10 protein-coding genes, 2 tRNA genes and 1 pseudogene are annotated in these 16,169 nt (G+C 64.1%); 3 read left to right on the top strand and 10 right to left on the bottom strand.

Annotated features, from left to right (window positions below):
- The first annotated feature begins 17 nt into the window (after positions 1 to 17).
- From MYCSM_RS00080 to MYCSM_RS00070, 3 genes are all read left to right on the top strand, one after another.
- Entirely contained in the window at positions 18 to 1,370 is a 1,353-nt protein-coding gene (locus MYCSM_RS00080) for an L-serine ammonia-lyase (protein WP_015304070.1), read from the top strand.
- Between the two features lie 286 nt (positions 1,371 to 1,656).
- Complete coding sequence (locus tag MYCSM_RS00075; protein WP_041311034.1) at positions 1,657 to 1,932, top strand: DUF2510 domain-containing protein; 276 nt, start codon at positions 1,657 to 1,659, stop codon at positions 1,930 to 1,932.
- A 135-nt stretch (positions 1,933 to 2,067) separates the two neighbouring features.
- Entirely contained in the window at positions 2,068 to 2,310 is a 243-nt protein-coding gene (locus MYCSM_RS00070; protein WP_015304069.1) for a hypothetical protein, read from the top strand.
- Positions 2,311 to 2,416: 106 nt separating this feature from the next.
- Here MYCSM_RS00070 and MYCSM_RS00065 read toward each other — a convergent pair.
- From MYCSM_RS00065 to dnaA, 10 genes and pseudogenes are all read right to left on the bottom strand, one after another.
- A tRNA-Ala gene (locus MYCSM_RS00065) sits at positions 2,417 to 2,489 on the bottom strand.
- 138 nt (positions 2,490 to 2,627) lie between these two features.
- Positions 2,628 to 2,701 (bottom strand) — tRNA-Ile (locus MYCSM_RS00060).
- A gap of 92 nt (positions 2,702 to 2,793) precedes the next feature.
- A complete protein-coding gene (locus tag MYCSM_RS00055; protein WP_015304068.1) occupies positions 2,794 to 3,645 on the bottom strand; it encodes a DUF3566 domain-containing protein in 852 nt (283 codons plus the stop codon).
- Between the two features lie 19 nt (positions 3,646 to 3,664).
- Entirely contained in the window at positions 3,665 to 7,417 is a 3,753-nt protein-coding gene (gene gyrA, locus MYCSM_RS00050) for an intein-containing DNA gyrase subunit A (protein ID WP_015304067.1), read from the bottom strand.
- A gap of 31 nt (positions 7,418 to 7,448) precedes the next feature.
- On the bottom strand, positions 7,449 to 9,476 hold the full coding sequence (gene gyrB, locus MYCSM_RS00045; RefSeq protein ID WP_015304066.1) for a DNA topoisomerase (ATP-hydrolyzing) subunit B: 2,028 nt from the start codon (positions 9,474 to 9,476) through the stop codon (positions 7,449 to 7,451).
- Between the two features lie 232 nt (positions 9,477 to 9,708).
- Positions 9,709 to 10,284 carry a DUF721 family protein gene (locus MYCSM_RS00040; protein ID WP_015304065.1) on the bottom strand — a complete coding sequence of 192 codons (576 nt, stop codon included), beginning with the start codon at positions 10,282 to 10,284 and terminating at the stop codon, positions 9,709 to 9,711.
- Positions 10,281 to 11,441 carry a DNA replication/repair protein RecF gene (gene recF, locus MYCSM_RS00035; RefSeq protein WP_015304064.1) on the bottom strand — a complete coding sequence of 387 codons (1,161 nt, stop codon included), beginning with the start codon at positions 11,439 to 11,441 and terminating at the stop codon, positions 10,281 to 10,283. Before recF ends, MYCSM_RS00040 begins: the two co-directional genes overlap by 4 nt.
- Positions 11,442 to 12,347 (bottom strand): annotated as a pseudogene (gene gnd / locus MYCSM_RS00030) (phosphogluconate dehydrogenase (NAD(+)-dependent, decarboxylating)); the annotation flags it as partial. It abuts the gene before it with no gap.
- A gap of 19 nt (positions 12,348 to 12,366) precedes the next feature.
- Positions 12,367 to 13,566, bottom strand: coding sequence for a DNA polymerase III subunit beta (dnaN, locus tag MYCSM_RS00025; RefSeq protein ID WP_015304062.1), 1,200 nt, complete (start codon positions 13,564 to 13,566; stop codon positions 12,367 to 12,369).
- Between the two features lie 561 nt (positions 13,567 to 14,127).
- Entirely contained in the window at positions 14,128 to 15,630 is a 1,503-nt protein-coding gene (gene dnaA, locus MYCSM_RS00020; protein ID WP_015304061.1) for a chromosomal replication initiator protein DnaA, read from the bottom strand.
- Between the last annotated feature and the right edge of the window lie 539 nt (positions 15,631 to 16,169).

Below are 16,169 nucleotides of genomic sequence, written 5' to 3'. Positions count from 1 at the left end.
TTGCCGCAGGTTTCGCCATGGCCGTATCCGTCTTCGATCTGTTCTCGATCGGCATCGGGCCGTCCAGCTCGCATACCGTCGGGCCGATGCGCGCCGCGGGCCGGTTCGCGCGTCATCTCGGCGACGACGGGCTGCTGGCGAGTGTGGCGCGGGTACGCATCGAGCTCTACGGCTCACTGGGCGCCACCGGTGCCGGACACGGCACGCCCGGCGCCGTGCTGCTCGGGCTGGAGGGCTGCGAGCCCGAGACGGTCGATCCGGCGGTCGTGCGCGGCAGAGTGGAGGAGATCAACGCGGTCGGCAAACTACAGCTGGCGGGCTCGCACACAATCCAATTCGACCACCCCGCCGACATCGTCTTGTCGTTGCGCGCCATGGACTTTCATAGCAACGGCATGGTGTTCCTCGCCTTCGACAGCGACGGCGCGGAGCTCAGTCGGCGGGTGTACTACTCGGTCGGCGGCGGCTTCGTCGTCGACGAACATGAGGCCTCGTCTGGGCTCCGCGAGGATGTCGCCGTCCCGTACCCGTTCAACACGGCCGAAGAACTCGTGCGGCTGGCGACATCGAACGGCTGGAGCATCGCCGAGCTGATGGCGCGCAACGAGGCCGCGCTGAGCCGCGAGCCCGACCTACGCGCCGGGCTGCTGCGCATCTGGGGGGCGATGCGCGAATGCGTCGAAGCCGGGCTGGCTGCGACGGGCACGCTACCGGGCAAGCTTCGCGTCAAACGCCGTGCGCATTTGCTGGCGGAGTCGCTGGATCCCGACGATCCGTTGTATGCGATGGACTGGTTGACGGTGTACGCGCTGGCGGTCAACGAAGAGAACGCCGGCGGCGGCCGCGTGGTGACCGCGCCGACGAACGGTGCTGCCGGCGTGATTCCCGCAGTGCTGCACTACTATTCGCGCTTCGTCCCCGGCGCCAGCGACGACGGCATCGTCGAATTCTTGCTGACGGCAGGCGCTATCGGTCAGCTGTTCAAAGCGAACGCATCGATCTCCGGTGCCGAGGTGGGCTGTCAGGGCGAGGTCGGGTCAGCGTGCTCGATGGCGGCGGGCGGGCTGGCAGCGGTGCTGTGCGGAACGCCGGCGCAAGTGGAGAACGCCGCCGAGATCGGCATTGAACACAACCTCGGTCTCACCTGCGATCCGGTCGGTGGCCTGGTGCAGATTCCGTGTATCGAGCGCAACGCGGTCGCGGCGGTGAAGGCGATCACCGCGGCGCGAATGGCGTTGCACGGGGACGGAACTCACCACGTGAGCCTGGACACTGCGATCAAGACGATGCGCGACACCGGCGCTGACATGAAGGACAAGTACAAGGAGACGTCAAAGGGCGGGCTCGCCCTCAACGTCGTCGAGTGCTGACTACGATCCGTCCACGATGAGACGGGACACGATGGATTCTCGCGTTGGACGACGTCATCCGCTGATATGGACGAATAGCGCATCGCGCGGCAGGTTCCGCCCGCACGTTTGCTCCGCCAAAAGCGAGGGTATTCAGATCGGCACTGGCCATCCGGCCAGCCAGGAGGTGGGGCGTGAGATCTGTCCCTGTGTGCCCCGCGTGTGGCTATCCGGTCGAGGGCGAAGGGATGTGCTTCGCCTGTCGGCCGCGCATCGCAGTCAGTAATGAACCCACGGAGTTATCGCTATGAGCACCGATATCTTTGGCTCGCTTCAGTCGCTGATTTGGTTGCTGATCGTCATCGTCATCATCGCGGTCATTGTGTGGGCCGTGCGAATGGCACTCGCGCCGCGAGAACGGACGTATACCGAACAGCCGGTCGTGCAACAGCCACCCGCCGTGCAGCCACCGCCCGCGACGAGCGGGTTGGCGCCTGGGTGGTATCCGGACCAAAACGACCCCGACTCCATGCGCTACTTCGATGGTCGGGTGTGGACAGCTCAGACAGAGCCTCGACGCTGAGCACAACGCGAAGAAGGCGCTAGTCGACGATTGTGCGGCTTGTGCGCACGACCGAGCCAGGAGCTATAGCGCGGACATACGTTCGGCCACAAGCAAGTTCACCCCGAACTGCTTGTCACCAGAAAGGCCGAACCAATGAGAATCCGAACCTTCCCTGCCCCGGCACTCTTAGCAGCCGGAGGCGCTGCCGTCGTCACGCTCGCGCCGCTGGCGCAGGCGGACGCGACGCCACCGCCGTGCAATTCCACCGGCAACGCGACCGTCTGCCAGACAGAGGGCAACGCGCAGGTGAGCGCACTGCAACCGACGATCCAATACCAGGCGCAGTACCCATTCGGTGAATACGGCGGTCTGCTGTTTCATCATGGCCGTCATTGACCGTAGGTGAAGCGCAGGTTGGCGTTGATGAGTTCATTCACGCGCTAGCGCATGTGTCCCGTGAGCGCGGCATCAGGCAGCGGTTCGTCGACATACGCGTCCTTTGTGGAGCCTAGGAGAATCGAACTCCTGACATCTACCTTGCAAAGGTAGCGCTCTACCAACTGAGCTAAGGCCCCTGATTTGGTCAGGCCGGCAGGTCGGCCGCCGCGTGCCATACCTCGACGCCGTGCCGTGACCGCCAGATCGCAATGACGACTGCGGCAGCGATGCCTGATGCGAGCACGAACACGAGCCTCAAGGTATGCACCTTTCCGTGGGGCTAGGAGGACTCGAACCTCCGACCTCTTCGTTATCAGCGAAGCGCTCTAACCGCCTGAGCTATAGCCCCGAAATCCGCACGGCCGAGCGACGAGATTACCGCACCCGTAGGCCGCCGCCCAAACTCGATTCCCTAGTCGTTGCGCTGCTGCCCGCCGGACCTCAGTCCCGGTCGGCCAGTGTGACCTCTACGCCGCCCACTAGATCGGTGGTCAGGTTGTAGATGAAAGCCCCGGCGGTCGCCATCGCGGTCAGCAGCACGATGTTCACCAAGCCGATCAAGGCGGCGCCCCCGAAGATCGTTCCGCTGGACACCAACTCACCGCCTGCGCTGCCGCCGGTGCTGGTCAGCAGGTCGCCGACGTTGCTGTTCAGCTTGCTCCACACACCCATGCCGCCGAGCACCAGGTACAGGAACGCGACGGCGATCATCCAGACAAAGAACTGCGCGACCGACAACACCAGCGAGACCTTCAGCGTGCTCCAGGGGTCGATGCGCCGGATCTGCATGCTGGCCCGCACCGGGCCCTTGTGCCGGTTGCCGACCTGCAGGCGGCTGGCCACCGAGGGTCGGCTCACCGGTTCAGACGACGGTCGTTGTTCCGGCGCCTGCTTGCGCGGCTGTGGTGAGCGCGGCATCGGCCCCGACAGGTCGGGCAGCTCGCTGGCGAAGGCCTCAGGCCGCACGGTCTCGGTGCGCTCGCCGCGCGGCGGACCGTCCTGGTCGTGCGCCGGTGCCGGGGCTGGCGACCCCGATCCACCGCCGATGAAGCGGTTCAGCCGAGCATCCACGGGCGAACCGCCGGAGCCTGCCTGATCCGGCGACTGCCGTTGCGGCTGGCGCGCAGCACGCGCGGCCGGGCCGCGCTGCCACGGCGGGACATCGCCCCCACCGCGGGACGCCGAGTTGCCGACCGAGCCGCCGTCATGCGGCGGCGGTCCGCCTGGGGAGCCGTTGGCGCTACCGGGGGCGTCACCCGCGCGCGGGTAGCCCGGCTCGTTCGGTGAACTCACCTACGGCTCCTTAACGTCGTTACGTTGCGTCGGTCTCGACCGCGTCAACGTCGGTCTCTTCAGCGTTGCGCGCAATAGCAACCAGTGTGTCGCCCTCGCCCAGGTTCATCAACCGAACGCCCTTGGTCTGCCGCCCGGCCTTGCGGACCTGGCGAGCCGCCGTCCGGATGACGCCCCCACCGGAGGTGATGGCGTACAACTCGGTGTCGTCATCGACGATCAACGCTCCGACCAGACTGCCACGACGCTTGTCGAACTGGATCGTCAGCACCCCTTTGCCGCCGCGGCCCTGAACCGGGTATTCGTCAATCGCGGTCCGCTTGGAGTAGCCGCCGGCCGTCGCGACCAGCAAATACGTGTCCTCTTGGACCACGTTCAACGACAGCAGCTTGTCCTCTTCGTTGAACCGCATGCCCTGCACACCGGAGGTGGCACGCCCCATCGGGCGCAGTGCCTCATCGGTTGCTGAGAATCGAATCGACTGGCCCTTGGCCGACACGAGCAGCAGATCGTCGTCGGAGGAACACAGGACGGCGCCGACCAGTTCGTCGCCGTCGCGCAGGTTCACCGCCACGATGCCGCCCGAACGGTTGGAGTCGAAATCGGTCAGCTTCGACTTCTTCACCAGGCCGTTCTTGGTCGCCAGCACGAGATACGGCGCATCCTCGTAGCTCTTGATCTGGATGACCTGAGCGATGCGCTCCTCTGGCTGGAAGGCCAGCAGGTTCGCGACGTGCTGACCGCGCGCGGTCCGCGACGCCTCGGGCAGGTCGTAGGCCTTGGCGCGGTACACCCGGCCCTGCGTGGTGAAGAACAGGATCCAGTCGTGCGTCGAACACACAAAGAAGTGGTTGACGATGTCGTCCTGCTTGAGCCCGGCGCCCTGCACGCCCTTGCCGCCTCGCTTTTGGCTGCGGTACAGGTCGGTCTTGGTGCGTTTGGCGTAGCCGGTTTCGGTGATGGTGACGACGACGTCCTCACGCGCGATCAGATCTTCGTCGTTGACGTCGCCGTCGGCGGCGATGATGCGGGTTCGGCGGTCGTCGCCGTACTTGTCGACGATCTCCTTGAGCTCGTCGCGCACGATGGCGCGCTGCCGCTCGGGCTTGGCCAGGATGTCTTCCAGGTCGGCGATCTCGGCCTCGATCTTGGCCAAGTCGTCGACGATCTTCTGACGTTCCAGGGCGGCCAGCCGGCGCAACTGCATGTCCAGGATGGCCTGGGCCTGGATGTCGTCGATATCGAGCAGCTCGATCAATCCCTGCCGCGCGACATCGACGGTCTCCGACGCCCGGATCAACGCGATTACTTCATCGAGCGCGTCGAGGGCTTTGACCAATCCACGCAGGATGTGGGCCCGCTCGTTGGCCTTGCGCAGCCGGTAGGTGGTGCGCCGGACGATGACGTCGAGTTGATGGTTGACGTAGTGCCGGATCAGCTGGTCGAGCCGAAGTGTGCGGGGCACACCGTCGACGATCGCCAGCATGTTGGCGCCGAAGCTGGTCTGCAGCTGGGTGTGCTTGTAGAGGTTGTTCAGCACCACCTTCGCGACAGCATCGCGCTTGAGCTCCACCACGATTCGCAGCCCGACGCGGTCGCTGGACTGGTCTTCGATGTTCGAGATCCCGCCGAGCTTGCCGTCGCGGACCTGCTCGGCGATCGAGGTGATGAAGTTGTCGTGGTTCACCTGATACGGAAGCTCGGTGATGACGATCCCGGTGCGCCCGCGGTTGTCCTCTTCGATCTCGCACACACCGCGCATCCGAATCGATCCCCGGCCGGTGGCATACGCGTCGTTGATGCCCTGCGAGCCAACGATCAAGCCGTAGGTGGGAAAGTCCGGTCCCTTGACATACTCGGTCACCGCGGCCAGCGTCGCTTCTTCGTCGGCCTCGTGGTTTTCCAGACACCAGTAGACGGCGTCGGCCAACTCGCGCAGGTTGTGCGGCGGCATGTTGGTGGCCATGCCGACCGCGATACCGCCCGACCCGTTGGCGAGCAGGTTCGGGAACCGGCTCGGCAGAACCGTCGGCTCCTGCACGCGCCCGTCGTAGTTCGGGATGAAATCGACTGTCTCCTCGTCGATTTCGCGCAGCATCTCCATCGCAAGCGGAGTCAGCCGCGCTTCCGTGTTGTGGCTGATGAAGCCGTTGGTGATGAATGCGTGATCGTCCGTGTCGACGCGAAGGCTGTAGACAGGCTGCACGCCTGCATCGGTCACTGATGCGACGCGTGCGTAATAGAACCGGCCGTCAGTCAGCTCCGACGCGATGGCGCGGACGTCCGGGTCGCTGATGTGGCTGAGGATCTCAGCTCCATCGCGCTGCCACCTGGACAGCCGGTCTATGTTGTGCTTGCGCAACCATTCCTTATCGACCCAACGACCGCCACCGTGCGCCCGCACAAATGTCGCGAGCCCCGGGACGTAGTCGGTATCCAAGCCACCGGCCTTGCGCGGCCACGACGCTACGAGACCTTGCAGCTTCGACTGCTTGACGCCACCGAACCCAACTCGTGTTGCAAATAGCTCGGCATGGGCGCGATTGGTTATGACGACCTTGTGCTCGCCTGTGGCGTGCAGGTACCGCCGCGCAACCACACCGAACTCCAGCAGCATTTGCTGGACATCTTTTGCGAGATGGCCACTACGCGTCGTGTATGAGATCTGAATCGTGTTGCGCGGCAGTGCGGAGCACGAACCGTCGCCTTCGAACAGAGCACCTAGAAACGCGCGCTTCACTGCGGCGGGGGAGTGCCACAGCCATTGGGGGACAGCCTTGTCCGCCGAGCGCCGGCCCATGAGCTCTGCGAGCCGACTTCTGCGCAACGTGGTCAGATTTTGGATATCGAGCTCGAGAAGGTTGGATCCCGACGCAATCGTGCGTTCCGACACGTATCTCGGGCCGCCGACGACAGCGTCATACGCGGCTACGACCATATTGAAGTAATCACGGTCGACGTTGTTGAACCCGGCGCGGCGTTGTGAGACGAAGCCTTCACTGATGAAAGCTCCAAGTAGAAGCGCCTCCAGCGTGTCGTAAAAGTCACCGGGGCCGAACTCCGTCGCCGGTGTTCTTTGGATCACCACACGGTCATCCGGGCGTACTTCTTCGATTAGCCTCCACAACAGCGTCGGCACGCCGGCTACATCCACCAGACACAGAAGCGGATGGTTGGCGGTACCAGTAACCGAATACCCTTCGGCCGTAGTCACTGTGTAGGTCTGGTGCTCACCGGAATGGAAGAGCCGATCCGCCACGACTGGGTTGCCGTGTCGGTCCAGAACCTTCGCATCGATGACATTGTCCGAATTGGGCCGAGCACCGGGCACGATGTCCGCGATCCGAACCGATTGGCCAAAAGGCAACCGCACTAGCGCGTCTCCGGTGACGCAATACCTCATGGCGGCCGGTGGATCGTTGCCCGGTGAACCGAAGTTGCCCTGCCCGTCGACGAGCGGGTAGCGCAGCGACCACGGCTGCGCCATGCGCACCAGGGTGTCGTAGATCGACGAGTCACCGTGGGGGTGATAGTTACCCATCGTTTCGGCAACGGAGCGCGCCGATTTCGCGTGGCTGCGATCCGGTCGGAAACCCGAGTCGTACATCGCGTAGAGCACGCGGCGGTGCACCGGCTTGAGGCCATCGCGAACCTCCGGCAGCGCGCGGCCAACGATGACGCTCATCGCATAGTCGATGTAGCTGCGCTGCATCTCCTGCTGGATGTCGACAGGCTCGATCCGGTCGCCCTCGGGCGGCAAAGTATCAGTCATATTTCAGCCCTATTAGTGGTTGAATTCGGCGTTAAACATCAAGGAAGCGAACGTCTTTGGCGTTCCGGGTGATGAAGCTGCGACGTGCCTCGACGTCCTCGCCCATCAGGATCGAGAACAACTCGTCGGCAGCGGCGGCGTCGTCCAGCGTCACCTGCCGCAGCACTCGCACCGACGGATCCATGGTGGTTTCCCACAGCTCCTTGGCGTCCATCTCACCAAGACCCTTGTAGCGCTGGATGCCGTCGTCGGTGTTGATCTTCCTGCCCGCCTTCCTGCCCGCTTCGAGCAGCCCGTCACGTTCACGGTCGGAGTAGGCGAACTCCGGCTCGCTGCGCTGCCACTTCAGCTTGTACAGCGGCGGCTGCGCCAGGAACACGTGGCCGTTCTCGATCAGCGGCTTCATGAATCGGAACAGCAGCGTCAGCAGCAGCGTCGAGATGTGCTGGCCGTCGACGTCAGCGTCGGCCATCAGCACGATCTTGTGATAGCGCAGCTTGGCGATATCGAATTCGTCGTGAATACCGGTGCCGAGCGCGGTGATGATCGCTTGGACTTCGGTGTTCTTCAGCACCCGGTCGATGCGGGCCTTCTCGACGTTGATGATCTTGCCGCGCAACGGCAGGATCGCCTGGAACATCGAGTCGCGGCCGCTCTTCGCCGAACCGCCTGCCGAATCACCCTCCACCACATACAGTTCCGACTTCCGCGGATCCGTCGAGCGGCAGTCAGCCAACTTGCCGGGCAGGCCGCCGATGTCGGTGGCACTCTTGCGGCGCACCAGCTCGCGGGCCTTACGCGCCGCGATACGCGCCTGCGCCGACGAAACCGCCTTGTTCACAACGGTTTTCGCCTCAGCGGGGTTGGCCTCGAACCAGTGGCTCATCTGCTCGTTGCATATCTTCTGCACGAAAGATTTGACCTCGGTGTTGCCGAGCTTCGTCTTGGTCTGGCCTTCGAACTGCGGTTCAGCGACCTTGACCGAGATGACCGCGGCCAGACCCTCGCGGATGTCATCGCCGGTGAGGTTCGGGTCCTTGTCCTTGAGGAGCTTCTTGTCCTTGGCGTACTTGTTCACCACGGTGGTCAGCGCAGCACGGAATCCCTCTTCATGGGTGCCGCCTTCGTGGGTGTTGATCGTGTTGGCGAAGGTGTGCACCGATTCGGAGTAGCCGGCATTCCACTGCATCGCGATCTCAACCTCGTGGCCTTCGCCCTTGCCGGAGAAGTCGACGATGCTCTGGTGGATCGGCGTCTTGGTGCGGTTGATGTGCTTGACGAAGTCGACCAGGCCGCCGGGGTAGTGGAAGGTGCGGTGCTTGACCTTGTGCGGGGCCGCGGCTTCGGCGGCCTTCTCCTCGGCTGACTTCGGTGCCTCGGCGGTGTCGCTGACGACCTCGTCGGTGACTTCCTCGGCGGTGACGCGCTCATCGGTGAGCGTGATGGTCAGTCCCTTGTTGAGGAAGGCCATTTCCTGCAGTCGCCGCGCGACGGTCTCGAAGTCGTAGTTGGTGGTCTCGAAGACATTCGGGTCGGCCCAGAACCTGATGGTGGTGCCGGTCTTCTTCGTCTTCTCGCCCTGCTTGAGGGTGCCGGGTATCGAATTGTCGTAGGTCTGGAACCACTCATAGCCGTCGGTGCGGATGTCCGCCTCGAGCCTGCTCGACAGGGCGTTGACGACCGAGACGCCCACACCATGGAGCCCGCCGGAGACGCTGTAGGCGCCTTCCTCGAACTTGCCGCCAGCGTGGAGCACCGTCATCACGACGTCGACGGTGGGAATGCCGGTCGAGTGCATGGCCACCGGAATTCCGCGGCCATTGTCGGTGACCTCTACGCCGCCATCGTCGAGCAGTCGAACCGCGACGTGGTCGGCGAAGCCGGCCATCGCTTCGTCGACGGCGTTATCCACAACCTCCCAGATCAGATGGTGCAGGCCCCGTTCACCGGTGGACCCGATGTACATGCCGGGGCGTTTGCGGACGGCCTCCAGACCCTCCAATACCTTGATCGAATCGGCACCGTACTGTTCCTGTGGTTTCTTCTTCGCAGCAGCCACGAGCGGAAGCTTCCCTACTTTCTGATGGGGGTGGTGCTCTGACGGCAATGGTTACCGTCGGCAAGTCATGAGGACAGTCTACCGGCAGACAGCGGCGGGACCGATTCTGAGGCGGCGTTTCTGCATACCTATTTGCGACGCCTGTGGAATTTCTCGATCTCGGGTGCGTGAAGTCGCTTAAGAGGTAGGCTCGCGGCCTTCTGGCGGCTCTCAGCCGACCGGTGCCAGCCGCTTACCCGTACGTGTCGCGGGGCCCGCGGCCCGCGATGTGATACCGCCCCTTTCGCCACGACGGGGCTACCGGCCCGACGATTCTCAACGAGGTCACCACTCCGTCCCCCACGGCCGCAGCGATCTTGGCCAACAGCTGCGCCTGCACCATCCTCAGCTGCGTCGCCCAGGCCGTCGATTCGGCCGACACCGTGAGCACACCGTCATTCAGCGATGTCGGCGTCGCATGCGCTGCGATCTGCTCGCCCACCAGGCCGTGCCACCGGCCGAACACCGATCCCTCGGCGACCCGGCCCGACCAGCCGCGGTTGCGTGCCAAGTCAGCCGTCGCCGAGCCCAGCAGTTGCGGGTCCCGCGAGTCTGGACCCGGTCCCGACCAGCGGCGACGGCTGGTTCCGGCCACTCGTCGCCGGACCGGTGAGTTGCGGCCGCGACCGACATCCTTGCCCTGGACCCGCGCGGCCCCGCGGGCTTCTTCGAGCGTGCGCCGCACCAGATCCATGCCCGCCAGCCCACTCAGATGCGCGGGCGGGCCCACTGCAGTGTCGTCGGGATCGTCGTCTTCAGGGGAGGTCATGGCACCGCCATCGAAATTCGGCCGCTGTCATCGTCGCGCATTGTGATCTCGACCCGCCGGGCGTCCCAATCGGAGGGAATGTCGTCGTGCACCGCCGCAGTCACCAGCACCTGCTCCGCATTCGCCGCGACGTTGGCCAGCGCTTGCCGACGCGCGTTATCGAGTTCGGCGAATACGTCGTCGAGCAGCAGGACGGGATCACCGCCATCGGTGCGCAGCAATTCGTATGCGGCGAGTCGCAGCGCCAGCGCCATTGACCACGATTCCCCGTGGCTCGCGAAGCCTTTCGCGATCTGATCACCGAGCCGCAGCTCGAGGTCGTCGCGGTGCGGACCGACGAGACAGACGCCGCGCTCAAGTTCGGCGTCGCGGCGCCGGGCCAGCGCGTCGAGTAGCGCGGCCTCGAATATCTCCGGGTTGTCGTTGCCCGCGGCGGCCTCTGCCTCGACCACGTCGACGCCGCTGCGGTACTGAATGGCGGCGGGGCGCGACGCCGGGGCCAACAGCTGGTACGCCTTCTCCACTTCGGGGGCGAGCAGGTTGGCCAACTCCACGCGCGCCGCAATCAGTTGGGCGCCGTGCGCCGCAAGGTGGCCGTCCCACACGTCAAGGGTGTCGAGCACGCTGCGGTCACCGCGGTGGCGTGCCGGTCCCGCCGTCTTCAGCAGCGCAGCACGCTGCCGCAGCACCTTGTCGTAGTCCGCCCGGATCGCAGCCACCCGGGGCCGGCGTGTGGTCGCGAGTTCGTCCAGGTAGCGGCGCCGTTCACCGGGGTCGCCGCGCACCAACGCCAGATCCTCTGGCGCGAACAGCACCGCGCGCAATACACCCAGCACCTCGCGCGCCGACCGCACCGGGGAGCGGTTGAGCCGCGCCTTGTTGGCGCGCCCCGCCGTGATTTCCAGGTCAATCGCCAATTCGCGGCCGTCGCTGACCACGATCGTCGACACCACGGCGCGTTCAGCGCCCGTCCGGATCAGCGGCGCATCCGACGCGACGCGATGCGAACCCAGCGTCGACGAATACCACAGCGCCTCAACGAGATTCGTTTTACCGAAGCCATTGGGCCCGACTAACACCGTCCGTCCGGGTTCCAACTCCAGGTCGGCCCGCGGCCAGGACCGGAAGTCCTGCAAACCCAGTCGGCGAACGAACACCTATCCCGACTCGCTGATTCGTTTCACGGCGTGGCCACCGAATTGGTTTCGCAGTGCAGCGACGGCCTTCATGGTCGGCGAGTCATCCTGACGCGACAAGAACCGGGCGAACAGCGATGCGGCGATGCCAGGCACCGGAACCCGCAGCCGAATCGCCTCCTCCACCGTCCACCTACCTTCGCCCGAATCCTCGGTATATCCGGAAATCTCCGCGAGCTTGGGATCTTCCTTGAGTGCCCTGGCCAGCAGCTGCTGCAGCCACGAGCGCACCACGGTGCCGTTCGTCCACGCCTGATACACGGCCTGCGGATCCTTGACCAGCTCTTCGGCGGCCAGCATCTCGTAACCCTCGGCATACGCCGTCATCAGCGCGTATTCGACGCCGTTGTGGACCATTTTGGTGAAATGACCTGCGCCGACGGGACCGGCGTGGACAAATCCGTCCTCGCGCGGCCCGGCTGGACGCAGCGTGTCAAAGATGGGCATCGCCCGCTCGATGTCGGCGTCGCTACCGCCCACCATCAGGCCGTAGCCTTCCTTCAGACCCCAGATGCCACCGGAAACTCCGGCATCGATGAACGCAATTCCCTTGTCGTCCAACAGTTTTGCGTGCGGACCATCCTCGGTATAGCGCGAGTTGCCGCCGTCGATCACCAGGTCACCGGCGCTGAGAACATCCGCGAGCGCTGCGATGGTTTCGTGGGTAACGGTGCCCGACGGCACCATCACCCAAACCACCCGCGGAGTGGGTAGCGCTTCGGCGAGCGCGGCGAGCGTCGGCACGTCGGTGACCTCTGGCCGAGGGTCGTACCCAATCACCTCGTGGCCGCCCTCGCGCAGACGCTCCCGCATGTTGAAACCCATTTTGCCCAGGCCGACGAGACCTAATTGCATATGCGCGCCTCTTTCGTGGCGGTAGGGCCGGTCAGCCCGGAAGCCGCACCGGCATCAACAGGTACACGTAATCGGTTTGAGCGGCCGGGAACGGCCCACTTGCGCCGACAGACCCATCATCCTCACCTGCCGGACGCAACACCGCGGGACGACTGGGCGTCGTGAAACCAAACGTCACGCGTTCCGAATGCAACGAACTCAACCCGTCGGTCAGATACGTCGGGTTGAACGCGATCGTCAGCGGATCACCCGAGAAGGTGACGGGAAGGTCTTCTTCCGCGCGCCCGACGTCATCAGCGCCGGCGGACAGCCGCAACGCATCATCGGAGAATTCCATCCGCACCTGCGCGCCCCGATCGGCGACCAGGGCTACCCGCTTGATCGCCTCGGTGAGTTCCGCGACGCCGATGGTCGCGATCGCCGTGTGCTCGGCGGGTAACAGCTGACGAAATTTCGGGAACTCCGCATCGAGCAGGCGAGTGGTGCTGCGCTTACCGTCGCTGCGAATACCGAGCAGGCCTTCCTTGCCGACCGCTGCTCCGGCACCGAGCGACAGATGCACATCCGCGCCGTCGGTGCCCGCCTTCGCCGCCTCCGCGAGAGTCTTCGCCGGCACGAGCACCGCAGCTTCGATGTCGGCCGACTCCGTCGACCACGTCAGCTCGCGTACCGCGAGACGGAAGCGGTCGGTCGCCGCCAAAACCACCTTCTCGCCGGAAATCTCGACCCGAATGCCCGTCAGCATCGGAAGTGTGTCATCTCGGCCGGCCGCGACGGCCACCTGGCCAATGGCCTCGCCGAACAACTCTGACGAGATGACACCCGTGTCGTCGGGTAGCGCCGGCAACGCCGGGTAGTCCTCGACGGCCATGGTCGGCAACGAAAACCGGGCACTGCCGCAGGTCAACGAGACGCGGGTGCCCTCGACGCTGACGTCGACGGGTTTGGCAGGCAGCGCCCGGGTGATGTCGGACAACAGCCGACCGGACACCAAAACACTTCCAGGAGAAGCGATTTCGGCTGCCACCCGCACTTCGGCAGACACTTCGTAGTCGAATCCCGAAATCGTCAGCCCGTCGTCCGACCCCGTCAGCAACACGCCCGCCAGGACGGGCACAGTCGGTCTGGACGGCAAATTCCTGGCGACCCAGGCCACGGCGTCGGCGAAGTCTTCCCGCACTAACCGGAACTTCAAATCGGTGAGACCAGCGGTTGTCGTCGCCACGTCCATAGCGTCCCTTCGATCCACCCCACAACAAGGTCTAACCAGCGGTTTTCCGGTGTCTCGCGCCGCGTCTCCCCGATGCGTATCAACGACCGTAACGGCTGTCGATGAACCACCGTAGAGCTTTCCGCCTCAACTTGAAAGCTAATCGATCGGGCTGACATCGGCCTTCGCAAACCAGCCCGGCGCACAGTGAATCGATGTGTCCCCAGGTGGCTTCTTCAAAGAAGAAACTTTGGAGATATACAAGTAACAGTATTAGGGCTTGTGGACATTGGGGATAACCGGGTGTCGGTGCAGCGTGGCACGCGTGTCGGGGTGTGAGGCAATTGTGGACAATTGCATGCGGCCGGTCGGCGCATTGTGGACTTTCGGGGTGTTGTGGGAAAAGCGCCGAACAATCCGAGGCTTGGTCGCAAGTTGTCCACACCGGCATGCACACGGCCGTGGTGTGACAAGTGATACCGACGGTGCCAAAGTTTTTTGAAGATTTTTTGTCAGTAGGCGCGCACAACTCGGTTGCCCCGAGATCCGGGACAACAAAATTGGGGACGATAGAAGATTCGGTCAGCGCTTGGAGCGCTGGCGGATTCGGGTGGTGAGTTCCTTGACGTGATCGAACACCTCACGGCGCTCGGCCATCTCGCCGCGGATCTTCTTTTCGGCATACATGACCGTGGTGTGGTCGCGGCCGAAGGCCTGACCGATCTTGGGTAGTGACAGATCGGTGAGCTCGCGGCACAAATACATGGCGATTTGCCGCGACTGCGCCAACGCCCGCGTCTTACCCGGCCCACGCAGCTCCTCGATGGTGGTTTCGAAGTATTCGGCGGTGGCGGCCATGATCGCTGCTGTGCTGATTTGCATGGTGCTGGCGTCGGAGATGAGGTCGCGGAGCACGATCTCTGCCAACGACTTGTCGATCGCCGTTTTGTTCAACGATGCGAATGCGGTGACCCGGATCAGGGCACCTTCGAGTTCGCGGATGTTGCGTTCGATGCTGCTGGCGATCAGCTCGAGCACATCGTCCGGCACGTCGAGCCGGTCCATCTGCGCCTTCTTGCGCAGAATTGCGATGCGAGTCTCGAGTTCGGGCGGCTGAACATCGGTGATCAGGCCCCATTCGAACCGGGTGCGCAGCCGGTCTTCCAGTGTGGCCAGCTGTTTGGGCGGCCGGTCGGAGGAGATGACGATCTGCTTGTTCGCGTTGTGCAGCGTGTTGAAGGTGTGGAAGAACTCCTCCTGGATGCCTTCCTTGCCCTCGATGAACTGGATGTCGTCGACCAACAGCACGTCGATGTCGCGATAGCTGCGCTTGAACGACGCTTTGCGATCGTCGCGGAGGGAGTTGATGAAGTCGTTGGTGAATTCCTCGGTCGACACGTACTTGACGCGCATGCCCGGAAACAGCCGCTGGGCGTAGTTGCCGGCGGCGTGCAACAGATGGGTCTTGCCTAGTCCGGATTCACCCCAGATGAACAACGGGTTGTACGCGCGCGCCGGTGCCTCAGCAATCGCGAGCGACGCGGCGTGAGCGAATCTGTTGGAGGCCCCGATGACGAACGTGTCGAAGGTGTACCGGCGGTTCAGATTGACTGCGGTGGGCTCGCCGGCGGGGGTGTTTTGCGGCCGGTTCGAAAAGTAGGTCGGCCAGCTTTCCTCGGCGCTGGCGAGGGCCTCGGAGACTTCGTCGACTTCGTCGGGTTCTGCGCTGGCGGCTGCGGCGGCGTAACCGTTGACGCCCTCATCGGGGTCGTTGGCAGCCGGCGCCGCGATGCGGACTCCCAGCTCGACGCGCTGGCCGAGCTGACGACTGAGCGCGCTGATGATCGGTTCGCGCAGGTGTCGTTCGATCTCGTTTTGCACAAACGGCGTGGGCACCGACAGCAGGGCAAATCCCTCGGCGATGACAAGCGGTTGGACCAGCTTTAACCAGGCTCTTTGCTGGGGGGTCAGGGTGGGGACGGTGGAGTCCCCGTTGAGGGTCTCGCCGGAGTCGGTGTCGCCGTTGAGTTCGGCAACCACGTTGTTCCAGACGGCGACGAAGGGGGGATCGGGGTCAGCTGTCAATGACGAGAACCCCCTAAAGGCCGATCCAGGGACGACCAAAGGAACGATGACGAACTGTCCACATAGTTATCCACAGGCTGTGGAGACAGGACAGTCGTCGTCGCTCTGTTGTCTACCGGCGTGGACGCCGCGGGCCGGGGCTCGTCACAGTGGTGGTGCACTCTGTGGGCTCGCGACCTGTTGGGCATCTCCGCTTCGTTGTCTGTCGCCGTTTCGTTATCGAATCGGCATTGGCAGAAGCTAACAGTTTTCTTCCCGAGTGCCAACCGTTCTGCAACATTCGCCGGGGGTAGATTTTTGCTCAGTCCGGACGCGTGACGGCTGTGGCGAATGTGAACGTGCGGGCGGTGACCCGGGATCGCTCGGGCGAGGTTTGACCCAGCGAAATGTCGTCAGTACCCTCGAACAGTCGCCCGAACGTGGCGATACGGCTGCGACCCACAAGATTCTGGAGACCGCGCCGGTTAGCAAGCGAGACGGATGAGCTTACCAACGGCAATCGCGTCCCCACCGGTATGAGATTCATCGGCGTGGGTTGC

The sequence above is a fragment of the Mycobacterium sp. JS623 genome (genome assembly GCF_000328565.1).
GTDB lineage: Bacteria > Actinomycetota > Actinomycetes > Mycobacteriales > Mycobacteriaceae > Mycobacterium.
This window is presented reverse-complemented; position numbering and strand designations above follow the sequence as displayed.

Bases quoted from the DNA above. Each gene is read 5' to 3' on its own strand.
- MYCSM_RS00080 (WP_015304070.1), top strand. From the start codon at position 18: ATGGCCGTATCCGTCTTCGATCTGTTCTCGATCGGCATCGGGCCGTCC.
- MYCSM_RS00075 (WP_041311034.1), top strand. From the start codon at position 1,657: ATGAGCACCGATATCTTTGGCTCGCTTCAGTCGCTGATTTGGTTGCTG.
- MYCSM_RS00070 (WP_015304069.1), top strand. From the start codon at position 2,068: ATGAGAATCCGAACCTTCCCTGCCCCGGCACTCTTAGCAGCCGGAGGC.
- gyrA (WP_015304067.1), bottom strand. From the start codon at position 7,417: ATGACTGATACTTTGCCGCCCGAGGGCGACCGGATCGAGCCTGTCGAC.
- MYCSM_RS00040 (WP_015304065.1), bottom strand. From the start codon at position 10,284: ATGACCTCCCCTGAAGACGACGATCCCGACGACACTGCAGTGGGCCCG.
- dnaN (WP_015304062.1), bottom strand. From the start codon at position 13,566: ATGGACGTGGCGACGACAACCGCTGGTCTCACCGATTTGAAGTTCCGG.